This window comes from Herbaspirillum sp., assembly GCF_035644555.1.
In the GTDB taxonomy this organism is placed as follows: Bacteria; Pseudomonadota; Gammaproteobacteria; order Burkholderiales; family Burkholderiaceae_D; genus Herbaspirillum.
Genome location: NZ_DASQOH010000061.1, coordinates 1 through 18288 on the forward strand (window position 1 = coordinate 1; position 18288 = coordinate 18288).

General features: G+C 64.9%; 16 protein-coding genes. 14 read left to right on the top strand and 2 right to left on the bottom strand.

Annotated features, from left to right (window positions below; all coding sequences use genetic code 11):
- The first annotated feature begins 564 nt into the window (after positions 1-564).
- The 4 genes from VE092_RS16935 to VE092_RS16950 all read left to right on the top strand — a co-directional run bounded on the left by VE092_RS16935 (position 565) and on the right by VE092_RS16950 (position 5893).
- The gene (locus tag VE092_RS16935; protein WP_324878740.1) at positions 565-1710 is read left to right on the top strand and encodes a branched-chain amino acid ABC transporter substrate-binding protein; all 1146 of its coding nucleotides are present in this window, start codon (positions 565-567) and stop codon (positions 1708-1710) included.
- 215 nt (positions 1711-1925) lie between these two features.
- Positions 1926-2444, top strand: coding sequence for a sigma-70 family RNA polymerase sigma factor (locus tag VE092_RS16940; RefSeq protein ID WP_324878742.1), 519 nt, complete (start codon positions 1926-1928; stop codon positions 2442-2444).
- On the top strand, positions 2434-3432 hold the full coding sequence (locus VE092_RS16945) for a FecR domain-containing protein (RefSeq protein ID WP_324878744.1): 999 nt from the start codon (positions 2434-2436) through the stop codon (positions 3430-3432). The genes VE092_RS16940 and VE092_RS16945 overlap by 11 nt, the downstream gene beginning before the upstream one ends.
- 82 nt (positions 3433-3514) lie before the next feature.
- Positions 3515-5893 carry a TonB-dependent receptor gene (locus VE092_RS16950; protein ID WP_324878746.1) on the top strand — a complete coding sequence of 793 codons (2379 nt, stop codon included), beginning with the start codon at positions 3515-3517 and terminating at the stop codon, positions 5891-5893.
- A 211-nt stretch (positions 5894-6104) separates the two neighbouring features.
- On the opposite strand, the gene VE092_RS16955 is transcribed toward VE092_RS16950, so the two are convergent.
- Positions 6105-7025, bottom strand: a complete 921-nt coding sequence (locus VE092_RS16955) for a LysR family transcriptional regulator (RefSeq protein WP_324878748.1) — start codon at positions 7023-7025, stop codon at positions 6105-6107.
- Between the two features lie 339 nt (positions 7026-7364).
- Between VE092_RS16955 and VE092_RS16960 the strand changes: the two genes are divergently transcribed.
- The 10 genes from VE092_RS16960 (at position 7365) to VE092_RS17005 (ending at position 16522) form a co-directional block, all read left to right on the top strand.
- The gene (locus VE092_RS16960; RefSeq protein WP_324878831.1) at positions 7365-8237 is read left to right on the top strand and encodes a SphA family protein; all 873 of its coding nucleotides are present in this window, start codon (positions 7365-7367) and stop codon (positions 8235-8237) included.
- Between the two features lie 53 nt (positions 8238-8290).
- On the top strand, positions 8291-9451 hold the full coding sequence (locus tag VE092_RS16965) for an alpha/beta hydrolase family protein (protein ID WP_102663032.1): 1161 nt from the start codon (positions 8291-8293) through the stop codon (positions 9449-9451).
- Positions 9452-9500: 49 nt separating this feature from the next.
- Entirely contained in the window at positions 9501-10427 is a 927-nt protein-coding gene (locus VE092_RS16970) for a VOC family protein (RefSeq protein WP_324878751.1), read from the top strand.
- A gap of 20 nt (positions 10428-10447) precedes the next feature.
- Complete coding sequence (locus VE092_RS16975) at positions 10448-10786, top strand: Rieske (2Fe-2S) protein (RefSeq protein ID WP_180666189.1); 339 nt, start codon at positions 10448-10450, stop codon at positions 10784-10786.
- Between the two features lie 29 nt (positions 10787-10815).
- A complete protein-coding gene (locus VE092_RS16980; protein ID WP_324878755.1) occupies positions 10816-11946 on the top strand; it encodes an FAD-dependent oxidoreductase in 1131 nt (376 codons plus the stop codon).
- 71 nt (positions 11947-12017) lie between these two features.
- Positions 12018-13172: an MFS transporter gene (locus VE092_RS16985; protein ID WP_324878757.1), complete on the top strand. Its 1155-nt coding sequence runs from the start codon at positions 12018-12020 to the stop codon at positions 13170-13172.
- Positions 13169-13984, top strand: a complete 816-nt coding sequence (locus VE092_RS16990) for a cyclase family protein (protein WP_324878759.1) — start codon at positions 13169-13171, stop codon at positions 13982-13984. The genes VE092_RS16985 and VE092_RS16990 overlap by 4 nt, the downstream gene beginning before the upstream one ends.
- 11 nt (positions 13985-13995) lie before the next feature.
- The gene (locus VE092_RS16995; RefSeq protein WP_324878761.1) at positions 13996-14583 is read left to right on the top strand and encodes a cupin domain-containing protein; all 588 of its coding nucleotides are present in this window, start codon (positions 13996-13998) and stop codon (positions 14581-14583) included.
- Positions 14580-15563, top strand: a complete 984-nt coding sequence (locus VE092_RS17000) for a fumarylacetoacetate hydrolase family protein (protein WP_324878763.1) — start codon at positions 14580-14582, stop codon at positions 15561-15563. The genes VE092_RS16995 and VE092_RS17000 overlap by 4 nt, the downstream gene beginning before the upstream one ends.
- Positions 15560-16522 (top strand): NAD-dependent epimerase/dehydratase family protein, encoded by a 963-nt coding sequence (locus VE092_RS17005; RefSeq protein ID WP_324878765.1) that lies wholly within the window; start codon positions 15560-15562, stop codon positions 16520-16522. Before VE092_RS17000 ends, VE092_RS17005 begins: the two co-directional genes overlap by 4 nt.
- A gap of 21 nt (positions 16523-16543) precedes the next feature.
- On the opposite strand, the gene VE092_RS17010 is transcribed toward VE092_RS17005, so the two are convergent.
- Complete coding sequence (locus tag VE092_RS17010) at positions 16544-18100, bottom strand: EAL domain-containing protein (protein WP_324878767.1); 1557 nt, start codon at positions 18098-18100, stop codon at positions 16544-16546.
- Between the last annotated feature and the right edge of the window lie 188 nt (positions 18101-18288).

The following is an 18288-nucleotide window of genomic DNA, read 5'->3' on the forward strand; positions in this document are numbered from 1 at the left end:
AGAGGGCGGGCCGCGGGATTTCTCGTTTCGTGCATTTTCCCATTGTGTGGGATGAAGAACTTGGTGAGAAATGCGAGAGCGCCGCGACCGTCTGTACGAAAGTGCAGATTTTTTCTGCTTGGCGTTCTCAAATGGTGCGAGTACGGGCGTCATGAATCAAATAAGTGCATAAAACGTGCGATCTGACGGAAGAACTGTACTGGTCGCCGCCAGCCCCTCCCAGCCGCACCATTACGGTGTATTCTCCCCGTCGGGGGCAGGTCGCATCGCCGGAACTGCCCCGCCTGGCCTGGCCTTTCGTCCGGGCCGCTTGCTTCCGGTGGCTCCGTCCCTTTTTAACCGGAAAACACCCGGGGGAAAGCTCCCGAGTCGTGATGCTGTGGGGCATGGCTCGTTTTTTGCAGTAGCAGAGTCCGCAAGCAACATCCAGTCAGCAACTGGGGGTGCTGCGGTGTTGATCCTCCGGTCGTTCGCCTGCGAATGTCAGGATGGGTCAGCGCATATAACAAATGGCACAACGAACTGCGTTTTCAATCACTCTATCGGAAGTAATAGGAGCATTTCATGCAAAAAATTAAAGGGATTCCTGTCGCCACCGCCATCGTGGCAGCGTTCGCATTCGCAGGGGCTGCGCAGGCACAAGAGGTCATCAAGATCGGTCACGTCGCTCCCCTGACCGGTCCCAACGCCCACATCGGCAAGGACAACGAAAACGGCGCCCGCATGGCCGTAGACGAGCTCAATGCCAAGGGCTTCATGATCGGCGGCAAGAAAGTGACTTTCCAGCTGGTCCCGCAGGATGACGCTTCCGATCCGAAGCAAGCCACCACCGTGGCCCAGGCCCTGGTCGATGCCAAGGTCAAGGGCGTGGTCGGCCACATGAATTCGGGCACCACCATCCCCGCTTCCAAGATTTACTATGACGCCGGCATCCCGCAGATCTCGCCGTCTGCCACCAACCCCAAGTACACCCAACAAGGCTTCAACACCGCCTTCCGCGTGGTGGCCAACGATGGCCAGCTGGGTGGCGTACTGGGTCGCTACGCCGTCAATGAACTCAAGGGCAAGAACGTCGCCGTCATCGACGACCGTACCGCCTACGGTCAGGGCGTGGCCGAAGAATTCCGCAAGAGCGCGCTGGCTGCCGGTGCCACCGTGGTGGCGACCCAGTACACCACCGACAAGGCCACTGACTTCAACGCCATCCTGACCTCGGTCAAGTCCAAGAAGCCTGACTTGGTCTTCTTCGGCGGCATGGATGCCGTGGCCGGCCCGATGCTGCGCCAGATGGATCAGCTGGGTGTGTCCGCCAAGTTCATGGGCGGTGACGGTATCTGCACCACCGAACTGCCCAACCTGGCCGGCCCCGGCCTGAAGGACAACGAAGTGGTCTGCGCCGAAGCCGGTGGCGTGACCGAAGCCGGCAAGAAGGCGCTGGATGACTTCAAGGCTGCCTACAAGAAGAAGTTCAACCAGGACGTCGTGATCTACGCTCCGTACACCTACGATGCCCTGATGACCCTGGCCGATGCCATGCAGAAGGCCGGTTCTTCCGATCCCAAGGTCTACCTGCCGGTACTGGCCAAGATCCACCACAAGGGCGTGACCGGCGAAATCGCCTTCGACTCCAAGGGTGACATCCTCAACGGCACCCTGACCCTGTACACCTACAAGGGTGGCAAGCGCTCGCTGCTGAGCGTGGTCAAGTAATCAGCAAAATGCGGTTCTGCTCCTGCCGACCACTGTTATGGTGACGGGCAGGAAGCCAGGGCAGCACAAACCTGGTCAAAGCCCCGGCCCCGTGCCGGGGCTTTGTCGTTTTTCCCATCGAATACTTCACAAGGCTTCATTGGTAAATGAAGCTTTGTTGGCGCACCGTCCTTTACGGATTATAATGAGAACAGTTCTCATTATTTTTCGCCGTCATGACCGACGTCGTCCATTCCGCTCCGCGTCACCCAGACATCGCTGGCCTCTACACCGGTCATCACCAGTGGCTGCTGGGCTGGCTGCGCCGTCGCACCCATGATGCGGATCTGGCGGCCGACCTGGCCCAGGACACCTTCGTGCGGGTCATGGTGTCGCGCCGCAGCTTCTATCTGGAAGAAGTGCGGGCCCTGTTGGCGACCATCGCACGCGGTCTGGTGATTGATCATTTCCGTCGCTGCGCGCTGGAAGCCAGCTTCCTGGAGATGCTGGCGCAACTGCCGCCCGAGCACCTGCCTTCGCCCGAGGCGCAATTGCTGGTGCTGGAAACCCTCAACGAAATCGATGCCATGCTGGCCGCATTGCCGGCCAAGGTGCGCAGTGCCTTCCTGCTGTCACAACTGGATGGCCTGGGCTATGCCGAGATCGCAGAGCGCCTGCAGGTTTCGCTCAGTTCGGTACAGCAATACATGAAGCGTGCCTTCACCGCCTGTTACAGCGTCCAGTATGGCGGCTGAGATCACCGCTCCCGCCGACGACATCGTCAGGACCGCCATCGACTGGATGGTGCGGCTGCAATCGGGCACCGCCACCGCCCAGGAACACGAAGCCTGCCGCCGCTGGCGCGCCGAACAGCCGCAGCACGAACTGGCCTGGCAGCGTCTGCAGTCGTTGAGCGAGCGGGTTGCCACGCTACCGCGCACACTGGCGCATGGCAGCATCGGCGATGGTGAAGCCCGCAGTCGTCATAACCGCCGGTTCGCCGTCAAGGCCCTGTGTCTGATCGCAGGAGTAGGGCTGGTAGCCACCGGCGCCGGCATGGCCATTCCCTGGCCGGCGCTGATGGCCCAGTATTCCACCCGGGTGGGCGAGCGGCGGCGTGTGCTGCTGGCCGACGGTACCGTGCTCGAACTCAACAGCGCCACGGCCATCGACACCGCCTACGACGACCAGCACCGCCTGATCAAGCTGCATCGCGGCGAAGTGCTCATCACCACCGCCCGCGAAGCGGGCCGCCCCTATCGCCCGTTCCTGGTCCACACCCGCTTGGGACAGGCGCGTGCCCTGGGCACCCGCTTCCAGTTGCGTGACAGCGAGGCCGGCATGCGACTGGCTGTCTATGCCGGTGCGGTGGCCTTCACGGCCGGGGATGGCGTCGACAGCGTGCGCATCGATGCCGGGCAGCAGGGCATGTTCGACCGGTATGGCCTGGTCGGCAATCTGGCACCCGCCAATGAACACGCGCTGGCCTGGACCGACGGCGTCATCGTCGCCGACCGCATGCCGCTGGGCGAACTGGTGGCCGAGCTGGACCGTTACCTGCCCGGCAGGCTGCGCTGCGATCCGGCTGTTGCGTCGCTGCCCATCTCGGGCGTGTTCCCGCTGGACCAGCCGGCGCGCATCCTGGCCGCCATCGCGCGTACCTTGCCGGTGCAGATCGATACCTGGACTTCCTACTGGATCACCCTGCGTCCACGGGCAGCCGCCCCACGCAGCACGACGTAAAGATTTTTTGGCCAGCCTCTGCAGTTTTTTGCAGCTCGTTCGGTTTACCTGATAGCAAGCTCGCCCATCACTGTAGACCGACATGAAAACAACGACCCGTTTCCCCTCCCGTCCGACCCTCTCCAGGCTGGCCGTACTGGCCGCCCTGGCAACGCCCATGGCCACCGTCCAGGCCCAGGCCAGCGACGCCCAGCGCCAGGCCTATGATCTGCCCGCCGGCCCGCTGAACCAGGTCTTGAACAGCTTTGCGCGCCGTGCCGGCGTGCTGCTCTCGTTCGACCCCGCCGTGACCCGCGAACGCCAGAGTGCCGGCCTGTCCGGGCGCTACACCGTGGACGAGGGCTTCGCCGCCCTGTTGAGCGGCTCCAGCCTGCAGGCTGTCAAGAATGCCGATGGCGGCTACACGCTGCTGGCGCCCACGGTGGGCAGCAACGCCAATGCCGTCCTGCCCACCGTGACCATCACCGAAAGCGCCGACCCCACCGCCCCCTATGCCGGCGGCCTGGTGGCGCGGGGTGGGAGTCTGGGCGTGCTCGGTACCGCCAGCGTCATGGATACCCCGTTCAGCACCACCAACTACACGTCGCAAGGCATCGAAGACGTGCAGGCGCGCGCCATCGGCGACGTCATCGCCAACGACGCCTCGGTGCGCAACACCAATGGCAACGGTGGTTTCGGCGACAGCTACCAGATCCGTGGCTTCACCATGTCGGCCAACGATGTGGCCTTCAATGGCCTGTATGGCATGGTGCCGCTGACCCGCATGCCCATCTCCATGGTCGAGCGCATCGAAGTGCTCAAAGGCCCGGGCACCCTGATGTATGGCATGGGGCCGGCTGGCGGTGTCGGCGGCGCGGTCAACCTGATTCCCAAGCGCGCCCATGAAGATCCCATTTCCAGCGTGACGGCCACCTATCTGTCCAATTCGCAGTTCGGTCTCAAGGCCGACCTCGGCCGTCGCTTCGGTGAAAACCAGGAGTGGGGCGTACGCGTCAATGCGCTCTATGCCGACGGCAATACCGGCCTGTCCGGCAGCAATCAACAGCAGAGCATGGGGTCGGTCGGACTGGACTACAACGGCGGTCGTGTGCGCTGGAGCCTGGACGCCTATACCCAGCATGAAGATGCCCGCAACTTCCGCCCGCAATTCAGCATCAGCAGCCTGGTCATGCCGGACGCGCCCTCGGGCAAGACCAATCTGTATCCCGGCACCACGCTGCAATCGGACGACAAGGCCGCCACCACCCGCCTGGAATACGACATCAACGACCAGCTGACCGCCTATGGCGCAGTCGGCTACCACGTCGCCAGTTCCGCCCAGAGCTGGCCCGGCGCCACCATCCTCAATGCACGGGGCGACACGGCCACCCTGTACAACGGCTATTACGACCAGCAGGTGACCTCCACCTCTGCTGATGTCGGCATGCGTGCGCGCTTCAATACCGGTGGTATCAAGCACACCCTGATGCTGGGCGTGAACATGCTGGACCAGCAGACCGATTATTTCTACCTCTCCGAACCCAGCAGCGTCACCTCCAACCTGTATCACCCGGTGGCCCTGCCCACCGTCACCGGCAGCCGCGGCCAGCCCACGCCGCAAAGCCAGGTGCGCCTGACCAGCGTGGCCCTGACCGATACCCTGTCGCTGGCCGATGACCGCCTGCGCCTGATCGGCGGACTGCGCCGCCAGCAGGTCTATTCGCACAGCCTGGTTGACGATACCCAGACCTCCAACAAGACCGCCATTTCCCCGGTGCTGGGCGTGGTGGTCAAGCCGATGGAGCGCGTCTCCCTCTACGCCAACTACACGGCAGCCCTCAGCGCCGGCGGCTTCACCTCGGCCAGCGACGGCAATCCCAACCAGCTGTTCCCGCCGTACAAATCCAAGCAGATCGAGACCGGTGCCAAGATCGACTGGGGCCGCGTGACCACCACTGCCGCCGTGTTCCAGATCGAGCAGGCCAATTCCAGCACCACCCTCGTCAATGGCATCAACACCACCACCCAAGATGGTCGCAACCGCGTGCGCGGCCTGGAACTGGCGGCCTATGGCGAACTGCAGCGCGGCCTGCGCTTCAATGCCAGCGGCACCTTCTTCGACGCCAAGCAATACCACACCGACAATGGCACCAACGACGGCAAGGACGTCGGCGCCATCCCCAGCAGCAACTTCAACCTCGGGCTGGACTGGGACGCGCCCTGGCTGCAAGGCCTGGCGCTCAATACCCGCGTGACCCGCACCGGTTCGATGTGGTACAGCAATGAAAACACGCTCAAGGTGCCGGGCTGGACCCGCGTCGATATCGGTGCCCGCTACATCACCAAGGCGGCAGGGCAGGTCGTGACCTACCGCGCCAATATCGAAAACCTGTTCGACAAGAACTACTGGCTGATGCAGAACGGCTATGTGGGCACCTCGTCCGGCCGCACCCTGGTGCTGTCGGCGCAGGTCGATTTCTGACCTCACCCGCTTGTGCCGTCAGGCGCAGTTTCCAAGCCTGCAGAAAAGCTCTGTCGCCCTCGGGCGGCAGGGCTTTTTTTCTTGAGCCTGTTGAGCCTGTTCTGGTCCGATGACAAATATTTTTTATACGATTTATATCGCCGCCATCTTCTGCGGGACCAGGGCCGCTTGACACTGCAGCGAGTCAGGCCGCTCAGGTCGCTCAGGTCGCTCAGGTCGGTATAGCATCCATCTCCCGCGCGCTTTCCAGGAATATCCGCCGCAGCCACTCGATGCCCGGATCATTGGTGCGATAGCGGTGCCACTGCATCATCTGATGCATCTCCGCCAGCGGCAACGGACTCTCCTTGATCACCACCGGCCATTGCGGCGCCAGCTTGCGCGCCAGGCGGCCGTGCACGGTGGCAATCCGGTCCGTGCCCTGCACCAGCGCCACCGCAGAGGCAAAGCTGAAACTGGTGACTTCCACGCGCCTGGCAAAACCCAGCTTGTTGGTCATCCACGCTTCCACCGACGAGGCATTGGCGCCCGGCGGCACCATTACGACGTGACCCGCATCCATGTAGCGCGCCAGCGTCAGCTCGCCATCGGCCAGCGGGCTGTCGCGCCAGACCACGCACACGTGGCGTTCGCGAAAGACTTCTTCGGCGGGGTGATCAGGCGTGCAGAATTCCTGCGGCAGGATCAGCAGATCGACCTCGGCACGGTCCAGAGAGCGGGGCGGGTCTTGCACCTGCGGCATCAGCGCAAAGCGGATGCCCGGCCCCTCGGCGTAGGCACGCGCCATCACCCGCGGCACCAGCACACTCAGACTGAAGTCCGAGACCGAGATGCGGAATTCCCGTTGTGAGTGCGCCGGCACAAAGGCAGGCTTGGCGGCGATCGAGCCCTCGATGCGCCGCAGGACATCATTGACCGCGTCGCGCAGCACTTCGGCCCTTGGCGTGGCCTCCATGCGGCGCCCGACCTGGATCAGCAATTCATCGTCGAAATAGTCGCGCAGGCGTGCCAGCGCATTGCTCATGGCCGACTGGCTCAGGTGAATCTTCTCGGCGGCGCGGCTGATGCTCAGTTCGGTCAGCAATGCATCCAGGGCGACCAGCAGGTTGAGGTCGAGTTTGTTGAAGCGCATGGGCGTGTCTCCGTTGTTCGGGGGTGCCGGCCTTCTGTACACAGGGTGTGCGGGCGCGGTCATGTATTGATGTCGCCCATATCATGAATCAAAACAATCCATTTGATCAATATCAACCTCGAACTTAAGCTTCCCTCATCCGCTGCACGGCCCCTCGCAGATCGAAGAAAGGGCCGGCACGGCAAGCCGGCGGCGCCCTCTGCGCGCCGCTTTCGGCCTGGCCCCCAAAAGACGCCGCGATGGCGAGACAACAAGCCAGGCAGGGTAGGAGACAAGGAGACAGAAGTGAAGAGAGGATACGTACCAGTCCAGCGGCTGGCCACATGCGCCGTCCTGGGCATGCTGGGCACGGCGGCCATGCAGTCCGCACAAGCGTTTGAAGGGGGCGTCTCGCCATTCCCCACCGGGTCCACCAGTGAATACATCGCTGCGCTGCCACCCATCCCGGGCCTGTTTGCGGTGGAGCAATTCAATTACAGCAGTGCCGACGGTCTGTATGACAACAAGGGCAACAAGCTGCCCATCCCCTTCAAGTCCCAAGCCTTCTCGGCCACCACGCGTCTGCTGGCCTCCTATGGTGTCGAATGGTTCGGCGCCAAGGTGTATTCGCAACTGGTGCTGCCGGTGGTGTCGCTGCATACCGAAGTGGCAGGCCACGGCGAAAACCACAATGGCCTGTCCAACGTCACCGTCACGCCGCTGCTGCTGCGCTGGGATGTGGCGGCCCACACCAATGTCACGTTCGGGTTCGACTTCGCACTCAAGACCGGCTCCTACAATCCCGCCCGCCCCAGCGTGGCAGTGGGCTATACCTCGTACCAGCCGGTGCTGGCGATACGCCACAACGATCCCGACGGACTGGACCTGGGCATCTCCAGCCGCCTGCTCTTCAACGATAAGAACAGCGATACGAATTACCGCTCCGGCACCGCCTACGTGGCCGATTTCATTGGCGGCTGGAACTTCGGGAAGTGGAAGGTCGGCGTGACCGGTTCCTACCTGAACCAGTTCACCGACGACCGCCAGAACGGCAGCGACATCCCCGGCAATCGCATGCGCAGCTTCGCCATGGGTCCGACCGTCGCCTATAACGCCGGTCCCTTCAGCATCAACATGAATGTCCAGCGCGGTCTGTACGCCGCCAACACGGCCAAGAGCGATGCCATCTGGATCAACTTCGCCATGCCATTGTGGCTGGGCGGCCCGCACTGAGGACCTGGGTCCGGCCATCTCCAAGCATCACTCATCATCAAAGGAGTTTCACCATGTTCCGTTACTTCCCGACGAATTATGTCTGGAATCTTTCCGTCGACCTTGCCATCGAGATGGGGGCGCGCATCGGCGAGATCGAAGCCATGTGCGCACCTCTGCAGGAGGCGGCCAAGCAGCCTGACGCCGAAGGCACGGCCGCCTTCCGCGCCACCTGGGCGGACATGGCAGAAAAGCTGTGCAGCCTGGCCGCCGAGGACGAAGTGCGCGGCCGGCTGCTCTCGGCCGGCGCCAAGTACAAGCGCGCCGCCAGCTATCTGCTGACCTGCGAACGCCTGCAGGGTCACGGCGCGCCGGGCCGGCTGGCACTGTACCGGCGTTTCCTCGAAGTGTTCCAGCGCGGCATCGCCCTGGCCGGCGACAACTGCCAGCGCGTCGAGATCCCCTATGAAGGCCAGGTGATCTCGGGCCTCTATACCCGTGCCCTCGGTGTGCAGGGACCGGCGCCGGTGCTGGTCCAGCTCAACGGCCTGGATTCGACCAAGGAAATGAAATACCTGGTCGGCCTGCCCGGCTGGCTGGCCGAGCGCGGCGTGTCCTCGCTGGTGATCGACCAGCCCGGCACCGGCGAAGCCCTGCGCCTGCACGGCATGACCGCACGCTTCGATGCCGAGCACTGGGCGGCTCACGTGGTGGACTGGCTCGAGCAGCGCGATGACGTGGACCCCAAACGCATCGGTTGCGAAGGCGTTTCGCTGGGCGGCTACTACTGCCCGCGCGTGGTGGCCATGGAGCCGCGCTTTGCCTGCGGCGTGGTGTGGGGCGCCAATCATGACTGGCGCGACGTGCAGAAGCGTCGCCTGGAAAAGGAAGGCGATTTCCCCGTGCCGCATTACTGGCAGCACGTGTGCTGGGTGTGGGGCGCCAAGGACGTCGACGATTTCATGCGCATCGCCGAAGACGTGCACCTGGATGGCGTGGTCGAAAAGATCCGCGTGCCCTTCCTGGTCACCCACGGCGAAAAGGACAGCCAGATTCCGCTCAAGTGGGCGCATCGCACCTACGAACAACTGGTCAACAGCCCCAAGCGCGAATTGAAGATCTTCACCGACCGCGAAGGCGGGGTGCAGCACGCCAGTTTCGACAACTCCATCAATGCCGGCCACGTCATCGCCGACTGGGTGGCCGAGACCCTGGGTGGTCGCACCCGGGGCTGAGGCAGAACGATCACCGATGACACACAGACTGAATCACAAGGAAATCCGCATGAACATCATTGGACCCGATGCCCTGGTCTTTGGCGTGGACGATCTGCCCGCCTGCCGCCAGTACCTGCTCGACTATGGCCTGAGCGACGCCGGCGGCGACCGTTTCGAAGCCCTGGATGGCACCGCCATCGTGCTGCGTGCCCGCGACCATGCCAGGCTCCCGCCGGCCATGGGCACCGCCAGCCTGTTGCGCGAAACCGTCTACGGGGTGGCCGATGCCGCCTCTCTGGACGCCATCGAAACCGAATTGTGCCGCGACCGCGAAGTCAGTCGTCGTGACGGCGTGGTGCGCAGCGTGGACGACATGGGCTTTGCGCTGGCCTTCCAGCTGACCGTGCGCCGCCCCCTGGTCATGCCCGCCGAACGCGTCAACGGTCCGGGCGACCCGCAGCGTGCGCCCAATCAGCTGGGCCTGCCACCGGAACTGCCGGCCCTGCCGCGTACGCTCTCGCACGTGGTGTATTTCGTGCCGGACGCCGCCCGGGCCGAGGCCTTCTACCAGCGGCTGGGCTTCGTCTGCACCGACCGCTTCACCGGCGTGGGGCCCTTCCTGCGCCCGGCCGGCACGCAGGACCACCATACCCTCTTCATGATCCAGACCCCGCCCTTCATGAAAGGCTGCGAACACTTCACCTTCCACATGGGCGGCCCGACCGAAGTGCTGCTGGCCGGCACCCGCTTCGTCGAAAAGGGTTACCAGAGCTTCTGGGGACCTGGCCGCCATCGTTTCGGCAGCAACTGGTTCTGGTATTTCAATTCGCCGCTGGGCTGCCACGTCGAATACGACGCCGACATGGACCTGCATGATGAGGCCTGGGCCGCCCGCGAAGTGCCGATGGGCGCGGATGCCTCGCAACTGTTCCTGTTCCAGTATCGCGAGAAATGGGCACCCAGCGGTCCGCCGCCGCCGGGCGCCGCACACTGACCCCATCGGGAGAGACGGCCATGTACCTGTGTCACGTCACGCAATTGCCCGAGGACGGCGCACGCGGTTTCGATACCGACGGGGCAGGGCAGGCGACCATCTTCCTGCTGCGCCGGGGCGAGCAGGTGCGCGCCTGGCGCGACCGCTGTCCGCACCACGGCACACCGTTGCCGTGGCGGCGCGACGCCTATCTCGACGCCAGCGGGCAGCACGTGGTCTGTGCCGCCCATGGCGCCCTGTTCGATCCGCTCACCGGACTGTGCACGCTCGGTCCCTGCCTGGGCGACACGCTCACGCCGGTCGCGCTGCGCATCGATGACGACGGTGGCCTGCACCTGGCCGGCGACGATCACGTTTAACCCATCAAGAAAAAGATTCAGGAGACACCATGACACTCGCAGCCCAACGCATTCTCATCATCGGCGGCGGCTTTTCCGGCATGTCCGCCGCCATCGATCTGTGCCGCCGTGGCGCCCAGGTCGATCTGGTGGAGCTCGATGCCCAGTGGCGCAACTATGGCGCCGGCATCAGTCTGGGCCCGGCCACCCTGCGTGCACTCAAGCAATTGGGCGTACTGGAAGCCTTCCTGCGCGAAGGCGCGGCCGGTGACGGCGTACGCCTGTGCCTGCCGCACGGCCCGCAGATCGCCGAGCTGCCCACGCCGCGCCTGGCAGCACCCGATGTACCGGGTGGCGGTGCCATCCTGCGCCCGGTACTGGCGCGCATCCTGGCCGATGCCACCCGCGCGGCGGGTGCCGATGTCCGCCTGGGTTGCACCTTCACCGCCCTGCGTGAGCAGGGCGACCAGGTCGAGGTGGAGTTCACCGATGGCCAGACCCGCCGCTACGACCTGGTGATCGGCGCCGATGGCCTGTACTCCAAACTGCGCGCCCAGCTCTTTCCCGACGCGCCCAAGCCGCGCTACAGCGGCCAGGCCGTGTGGCGCGCCATCCTGCCGCGCCCGGCCGAGATCGATACCTGCACCATGTGGATGGGCCCGCGTATCAAGCCCGGCGTCAATCCGGTCTCCCGGGACGAGATGTACCTCTTCGTGACCGAGCCACGTCCGGTCAACGACCACATCGATCCATCCACCTTCGTGGCGCGCCTGCGCGGCTTGCTGGAAGACTTCAGCGCCCCGGCGCTCAAGACCATCCGCGACCAGCTCGACGACCGCGCCCGCATCATCTTCCGTCCGCTGGAAGGCTTGCTGCTGCCGCGTCCCTGGTATCAGGGACGCGTGGTGCTGATCGGCGATGCCGTACATGCCACCACGCCCCACCTGGCCTCGGGGGCCTGCATCGGCATCGAGGATGCCCTGGTGCTGGCCGACGAGCTGGCACGCAACGATAGCGTACCGCTGGCCTTGTCGGCCTTCGAAGAGCGTCGCTGGGAGCGCTGCCGCATGGTGGTGGAGAACTCGGCGCGGCTGGGCGAGATCGAGGTGGAGGGCGGCGACAAGGACGAGCACTCCCGCATCATGCGCGAATCACACGCGGCACTGGTGCAACCCATCTGAATGCCACCATCACCATAAAAAATAGAAACCATGAACGGCTTTGCAATCCGCGTACGACGCGAGGAGACAAGATGATCACGACCTATTCCAAGCGCGCCCTGGCTGCGCTGATGCTGGCGCACTGCGCCGGCATGATCGACCTGGTCGCGCTGCCGGTCTGGGTCGGCACCCTGGTGGCGCATTACCACTTCGATCCCCGCCAGGCCGGCCTGCTGGCCTCGTTGTTCCTGGGTGGCGCCGTGTTGGCCAGCGCCTGGCTGGCGCCACGCTTCGATCCGGATACCGCGCGCTGGAAGGCGGCCATCGGCTTCGCGCTCTCGGCACTGCTGTTCACCGTGGCCGCGCAGACCCAGCACTATCTGCTGCTGGCCTTGCTGCATGCGGTGTGCGGCATCACGACCGGGCTATCCCTGAGTGTCACGCATGGCACCATCGCCCGCGGCAGCAACCCACATCGCGGCTTTGCGCTGGTGGGCATCGCGCTGGGCATGTTCGCCATCCTGTTCCTGGGCAGTGCGCCGCCGATCATCGCCAGCCTGGGTGGTCCTGCGCTGTTCTATCTGTTCGCCGGCGTGATGGCCGTGGGCGCGCTGGCCTGTGCCCTGGCCTTTCCGCGTGCCGAGACCGATGGCACGGCACGCGTCGCCGCTCCCCGGCAGCCGGTGCCACGCCAGGTCTGGTTTGGTATCGCCGGCATCGCCTGCATGGGGCTGGTGCAATCGATGACCTTCAGTTTCCTGGAACGTGTCGGCAGTGATCGTGGCTTCGGCCTGCAGGCGGTGACCGGCGTACTCATCGCACTGGGCTTCGTCAATCTCTTGCCGGCACCGCTGGCGGCCCTGCTGGAAAAACGCCTGCCCGCCCGCAGCGTGCTGATGGCCGGCCCACTGGTCCAGGCGCTGCTGGTGGTGGTGATCATGTCGTCGGCGCACTTCCTGCCCTATGCCGCTGCCGCCTCGGTATTTGCCGCCGTGATGATCTTTACCCATACCTTCGCCTTCGGCCTCATGGCCCGGCTGGACCGCAGTGGCCGCGCCATGGCCGCCACCCCCGCCATGCTGATGACGGGCGCGGCCATCGGCCCCATCCTCGGTGGCACGCTGGTGCAAGGCTGGAGCTACGCCAGCCTGGGCCCGGTTGCGGTAGTGCTGGGCGTGGTCGCATCGTTCTGTTTCTCGCGGCTGCCGCGCGCAGCTGCCATCCAACCCCAGGAGGCCCTGGCATGACCGCATCCCTGCAGACGCGTCGCCGACATCGTTTCGTCGACCTGTCCATCTATCTCGAAAACGACGTGCTCTCCGATCCGCCGCCGCTGGCGCCCAAGATCACCTACCAGAAGCATGCCGACACCTTGCCCGAATTCATGGCCATGCTGCCCGGTACCCGGCCCGAGGATTATCCCGACGGCGAGGCTGCCGCTGCCGAATGGGTCACCCTGACCACCCACAACGGTACCCACCTGGATGCACCCTGGCACTTCCATTCCACCCAGGATGCCAAGAATGGCGGTGCACGTCCTTCCATCACCATCGATGAAGTGCCGCTGGAATGGTGTTTTCAGCCCGGTGTGAAGCTGGACTTCCGCCATTTCCCGGATGGCTACGTCGCCAGCGCCGCCGATGTGGAAGCCGAACTCAAGCGCATCGGTCATGTGCTGCAGCCGCTGGACATCGTGGTGGTCAACACCCGCGCCGGATCGCGCTATGGTCAGCGCGACTATCTCGGCGCCGGTTGCGGCATGGGCTATGAAGCCACCATGTACCTGCTCGAACGTGGCGTGCGCCTGACCGGCACCGATGCCTGGAGCTGGGATGCACCGTTTTCCTATACCGCCCAGCGGGTGGCCGAGACCGGCGACAAGTCCCTGATCTGGGAAGGTCACAAGGCCGGTCGCGACATCGGCTACTGCCATCTGGAAAAGCTCCACAACCTGGAAGCCCTGCCGCCACACGGTTTCACCATCAGCTGCTTCCCGCACAAGATCCGCGGCGCCAGTGCCGGCTGGACGAGGGCGGTGGCGATCTTTGACGCACCCTAAAGGAAACCGAGATGTCCTTCCCTCCCATTCACCGTATCGTCACCGGCCACGATGCGCAAGGCCGTTCCGTCGTCACCAGCGAGGGCGCGCTGCCCACGGTCGTGGAAGTGGCCGCCATCCCCGGCACGCTGTTTCACGAAGTATGGAGTACCGTTGCCACGCCGGCGCCGGTAGACAACGGCCCCGATCCCACCCTGGGTGCACTGGTGCTGTCGCCGCCGGCGCACGGCACGCGCATGCGTTTCGTCGACATCCCGCCCGACACCGAGGAATTCCTGGCCAGTACCAGCAGCAGGATGCACGAGGCCTTCAGCCAGATCGGCGAAGCCGCCGCCTCCACGGTGCAGGCCGACTCCCCGCACCCGCTGATGCACCGCACCGAATCGGTGGACTATGGCATCGTCATCGAAGGAGAGATGACCCTGGTGCTGGAGCGTGGCGAAGTCGACCTCAGGCCCGGCAGCGTGGTCGTTCAGCGTGGCACCAACCATGCCTGGGCCAATCGCTCGGGCAAGCCTTGCCGCATGCTTTTCATTCTGGTGGATGGCCGGTATGACCCGGCCATCGCCGCGCAACTCGCTCGGGGGGATAAGCCATGAAGTTTGCCACCCTGCATGACGGCAGCGCCGATGGCACCCTGGTCCTGGTGGCGCGGGAAGCGCGCAGCGCCCTGCCGGTGCCGCACATCGCTCCCACCTTGATCGACGCCGTGGCGCGCTGGGACGAGGTCCGCGCGCCGCTGGAAGAACACTACCGGGTACTCAACGAAGGCCGCGCCGAGGGCGTGGTCGCCTTCGACCCCCGGCAGTGCATGGCACCGCTGCCGCGCGCGCCGCAATGGCTGGATGCCTCGGCCTTCCTCAATCACGGCAGGCTGATGGAAGAAGCCTTCAAGACACCCCCGATCCCGCATTTTGATACGGTGCCGGTGATGTACCAGGGCGCCAGCGATGACTTCCTTGGCCCGCATCAGGATGTGCCCCTGTGTTCGGAATCCGAAGGCATCGATTTCGAAGGCGAGTTCGGTGTGGTGGTCGGTCCGGTGGCCATGGGCGCCAGCCCGGAACAGGCGCAGCAGGCCGTGCGCCTGGTGCTGCAGCTCAACGACTGGAGCCTGCGCGCGCTCGGCCCGCATGAGATGAAGACCGGCTTCGGCTTCCTGCAGGCCAAGCCTTCCACCGCCTTCGCGCCCATCGCGGTCACCCCCGACGAACTGGGCGAGGCATGGCGCGACGGCCGGGTACAGATGCATTTGCAGGTGCAATGGAACGGCGTGGACTTCGGCCAGCCACATGGCGGCGAGATGAATTTCTCCTTCGGCGAGCTGATCGCGCATGCCGCGCACAGCCGCCGTCTCACCGCTGGCTGCATCATTGGTTCCGGGACTGTCTCCAATGTGGCGCGCGCCGCTGGTTCCGCCTGCATCGCCGAGCGCCGCGTGATCGAAAAGATCGACCTGGGCGAGATCCGCACCGGTTTCATGCGTTTCGGTGACGAGGTGCGCATGCAGGCCCGCTACGCCGACGGCCGCGAAGGTCCCTTCGGCGTCCTGCAGCAACGCGTGGTGCAGGCGCCATGAAGGTGCTGGTGACCGGTGCCGGCGGCTTCATCGGCGCGACCCTGATGCAACTGCTGCAGCAGGCGGGGCAGGTCGGGGCGCAGCGCATCACGCAGCTGGCCGCCATGGATCGGCACTTGCCGCCGACATCGGCTGACATCGTGCGCATCGAAGGCGAACTGCAGGATGCTGCGGTGCTGGAGCGCATCGCCCGCTTCGGCGCCGATCTCTGCTTTCACCTGGCCGCTGTGCCCGGCGGGGCGGCCGAAGCGGATCCCGCATTGAGCCGTCGCGTCAACCTGGATGCCACCCTCGACCTGTTCGAGGTGCTGGCAACCAGGCCGCCAGCTGCCGCTGCGCCGGTGGTGGTATATGCCAGCACCATCGCCGTCTATGGCACACCCTTGCCCGACCCGGTCACCCCGTCCACGCCCACGCAGCCGGCACTGGTCTATGGCGCCCACAAGCGCGCCTGCGAAATCCTGCTGGCTGACGCCACGCGTCGCGGCCAGCTCGATGGTCGTTCCTTGCGGCTGCCGGGCATCGTGGCACGCCCCCGCGCCGCCTCTGGACTGGTCTCGGCCTTCATGAGCGAACTGCTGCATGCGCTGGCTGGCGGCGCCCCGGTGACGCTGCCGGTCGGCCCCCAGGCCACCGCCTGGTGGATGTCGGCGCAGTGCTGCGCGGAGAATCTGCTGCATGCCGCCACCATGGACCCGATGCGCGATACCGAAGGTCATCGCGAGCGCTGCTGGGCCTTGCCGGTGCTGCGGCTCGCCATGCAAGAACTGGTGGGGACGCTCTCGACGCTGTATGGCGTGGATGGCCATGCGCTGGTGCGCTATGCGCCGCAGGAGGGCGTGGAAGCGGTCTTCGGGCGATATCCGGTGCTCGATGACCGCATCGCGCGACAACTGGGACTGCGCGATGACGGCGACGCCGCGACCCTGGTCACGCGCGCCCTGGCACCCTACCGCTAGCCGTGGCCGCCAGCGCCACGCTCAGGCCGCCAGGCCCAGTTCATCGTTGGCTGACGACGGACGCTGCTGCAGCACCTCGGCCAGCTCCAGCGCCTTGCTGAACAGCCAGCCCTGGGCATGGATATCGGGGGCGATGCTGCGAATGAGCTGCAACTGTTCTTCGCTCTCGATGCCTTCGATGACCACCTGCAGGTCCAGCTCGTCGGCCAGGCGCAGCAGGTTGGGCAGGACCTGGCGCAGCGGCGAGCCGGTGCTCAGGGCATTGGTGAAGAGGCGATCGATCTTGATGCCGTCGAAGCGGGCGTACGACAGGTGGGAGAGATTGGCGCTGCCGGTGCCGAAGTCGTCAATCCAGATGGCAAAACCGGCCCGGCGCAGCAATTCGATATTGTGGGTAAAGGTGGTCGAGCGGATATCGGCGCGCTCGGTCACCTCCAGGTGCAGTTGCGGGCGCAGCGCCGCAAGCGGGGCGGTGAGGTTGAGCGCGAAACGGATGAAATCGGGGTCTTCAATATCGGCGACTTCGGTATTGACTGCCAGCATCAGCGTCGGATCGGCCTGCAGCAGGTCCTGCATCTCGCGCAGTGCGCGCGCCAGTACCGCCTTGGCCAGGGCGCTGCTGAGGCGATTCTGGGCCGCCAGCGGAACGAAGATATCGGGTCCGATCTCCGGCTCGTCAGCCGGCCGCCAGCGCGCCAGCGCCTCGTAGCCCTTCAGGCGGCGGTCGCTGATGCAGACGATGGGCTGGTACATCAGTGCGATTTCATCGTTGGCGATGCCATGGCGCAGCCGGTCCAGCACGCTATGGTGGCGCCGGCTGCGCAGGTGCAGCAGGCAGGCCAGGGCACCCACCACGAAGCTGCCGGCCAGTACCGCCAGCAGCCCCAGCGGATAGAGCACCGGATACCAGTGCAGACGTGCGGTGGCCTGCGCGCACAGTGCCATGGCGGAGTTGCAATGGGTCACATCGACGGCCGGCAGCAGGCCGATGGCACCGGCCGGGTTGTAGCGTATGCCCTCGCGCTCGACCAACACCCGTGTGCCATCGCCATTGGTGATGCGCAGCGAGACATCCTGATAGAAGCGGTTCAGGTCGAAGGTGGTTGGCGCGGTCAGCGCCAGGCTGCGACGCAACGCGACCAGGTTGCTGGGTGAATGGGTGTGGACGATTTCCTGTCGCAGCCAGATGTCGAAGCCGGGACCAGCCTGGTAATGCGGGGCCGGCAGCTGGAACGGCTGGGCCAGCTTGCCCCACAGCGCCGTGCAACGTACCTTGCCCTGGTCGATCCGGGCCAGGTCGGCCACGTAGCTGTTGGCATAGGTGATATTGCGCAGGACCGTCAGGTCGGCTTCCGAACAATGATCGAAGGGGCTGGCCTCGGCCCGCCGCAGCGCCTGACCGGTGGCCCGCGCCGCATCTTCCGCACGCTGCAGCGCCTGCACCGACGAGGCATCGATGTGGCGCAGCTCGGCGACGGTGAGCGCCAGCTGGGCCAGGAGCATCCCGCCGAGCATGCTGAGGCAGGCCCAGAGCAGGATTTTCCATGCCGAGACGCGACGGAAGATTTTACGATTCATTGATTAAAAAATAACTAATTTGGCGCAAGCTTAATTTAAAACCGAGGCAGCTTATTCGCTTTTTTTTCACCTGCTGTTGTTTTGAATCGTTTTTCGTTCCGATTTCCCGGCCGGCGATAGCAGGCGTGTCGCCAGGCTGTCACGGCCCGACCGCGATCCTCGTCATTCCTCCTCAAACTTCATGGGCA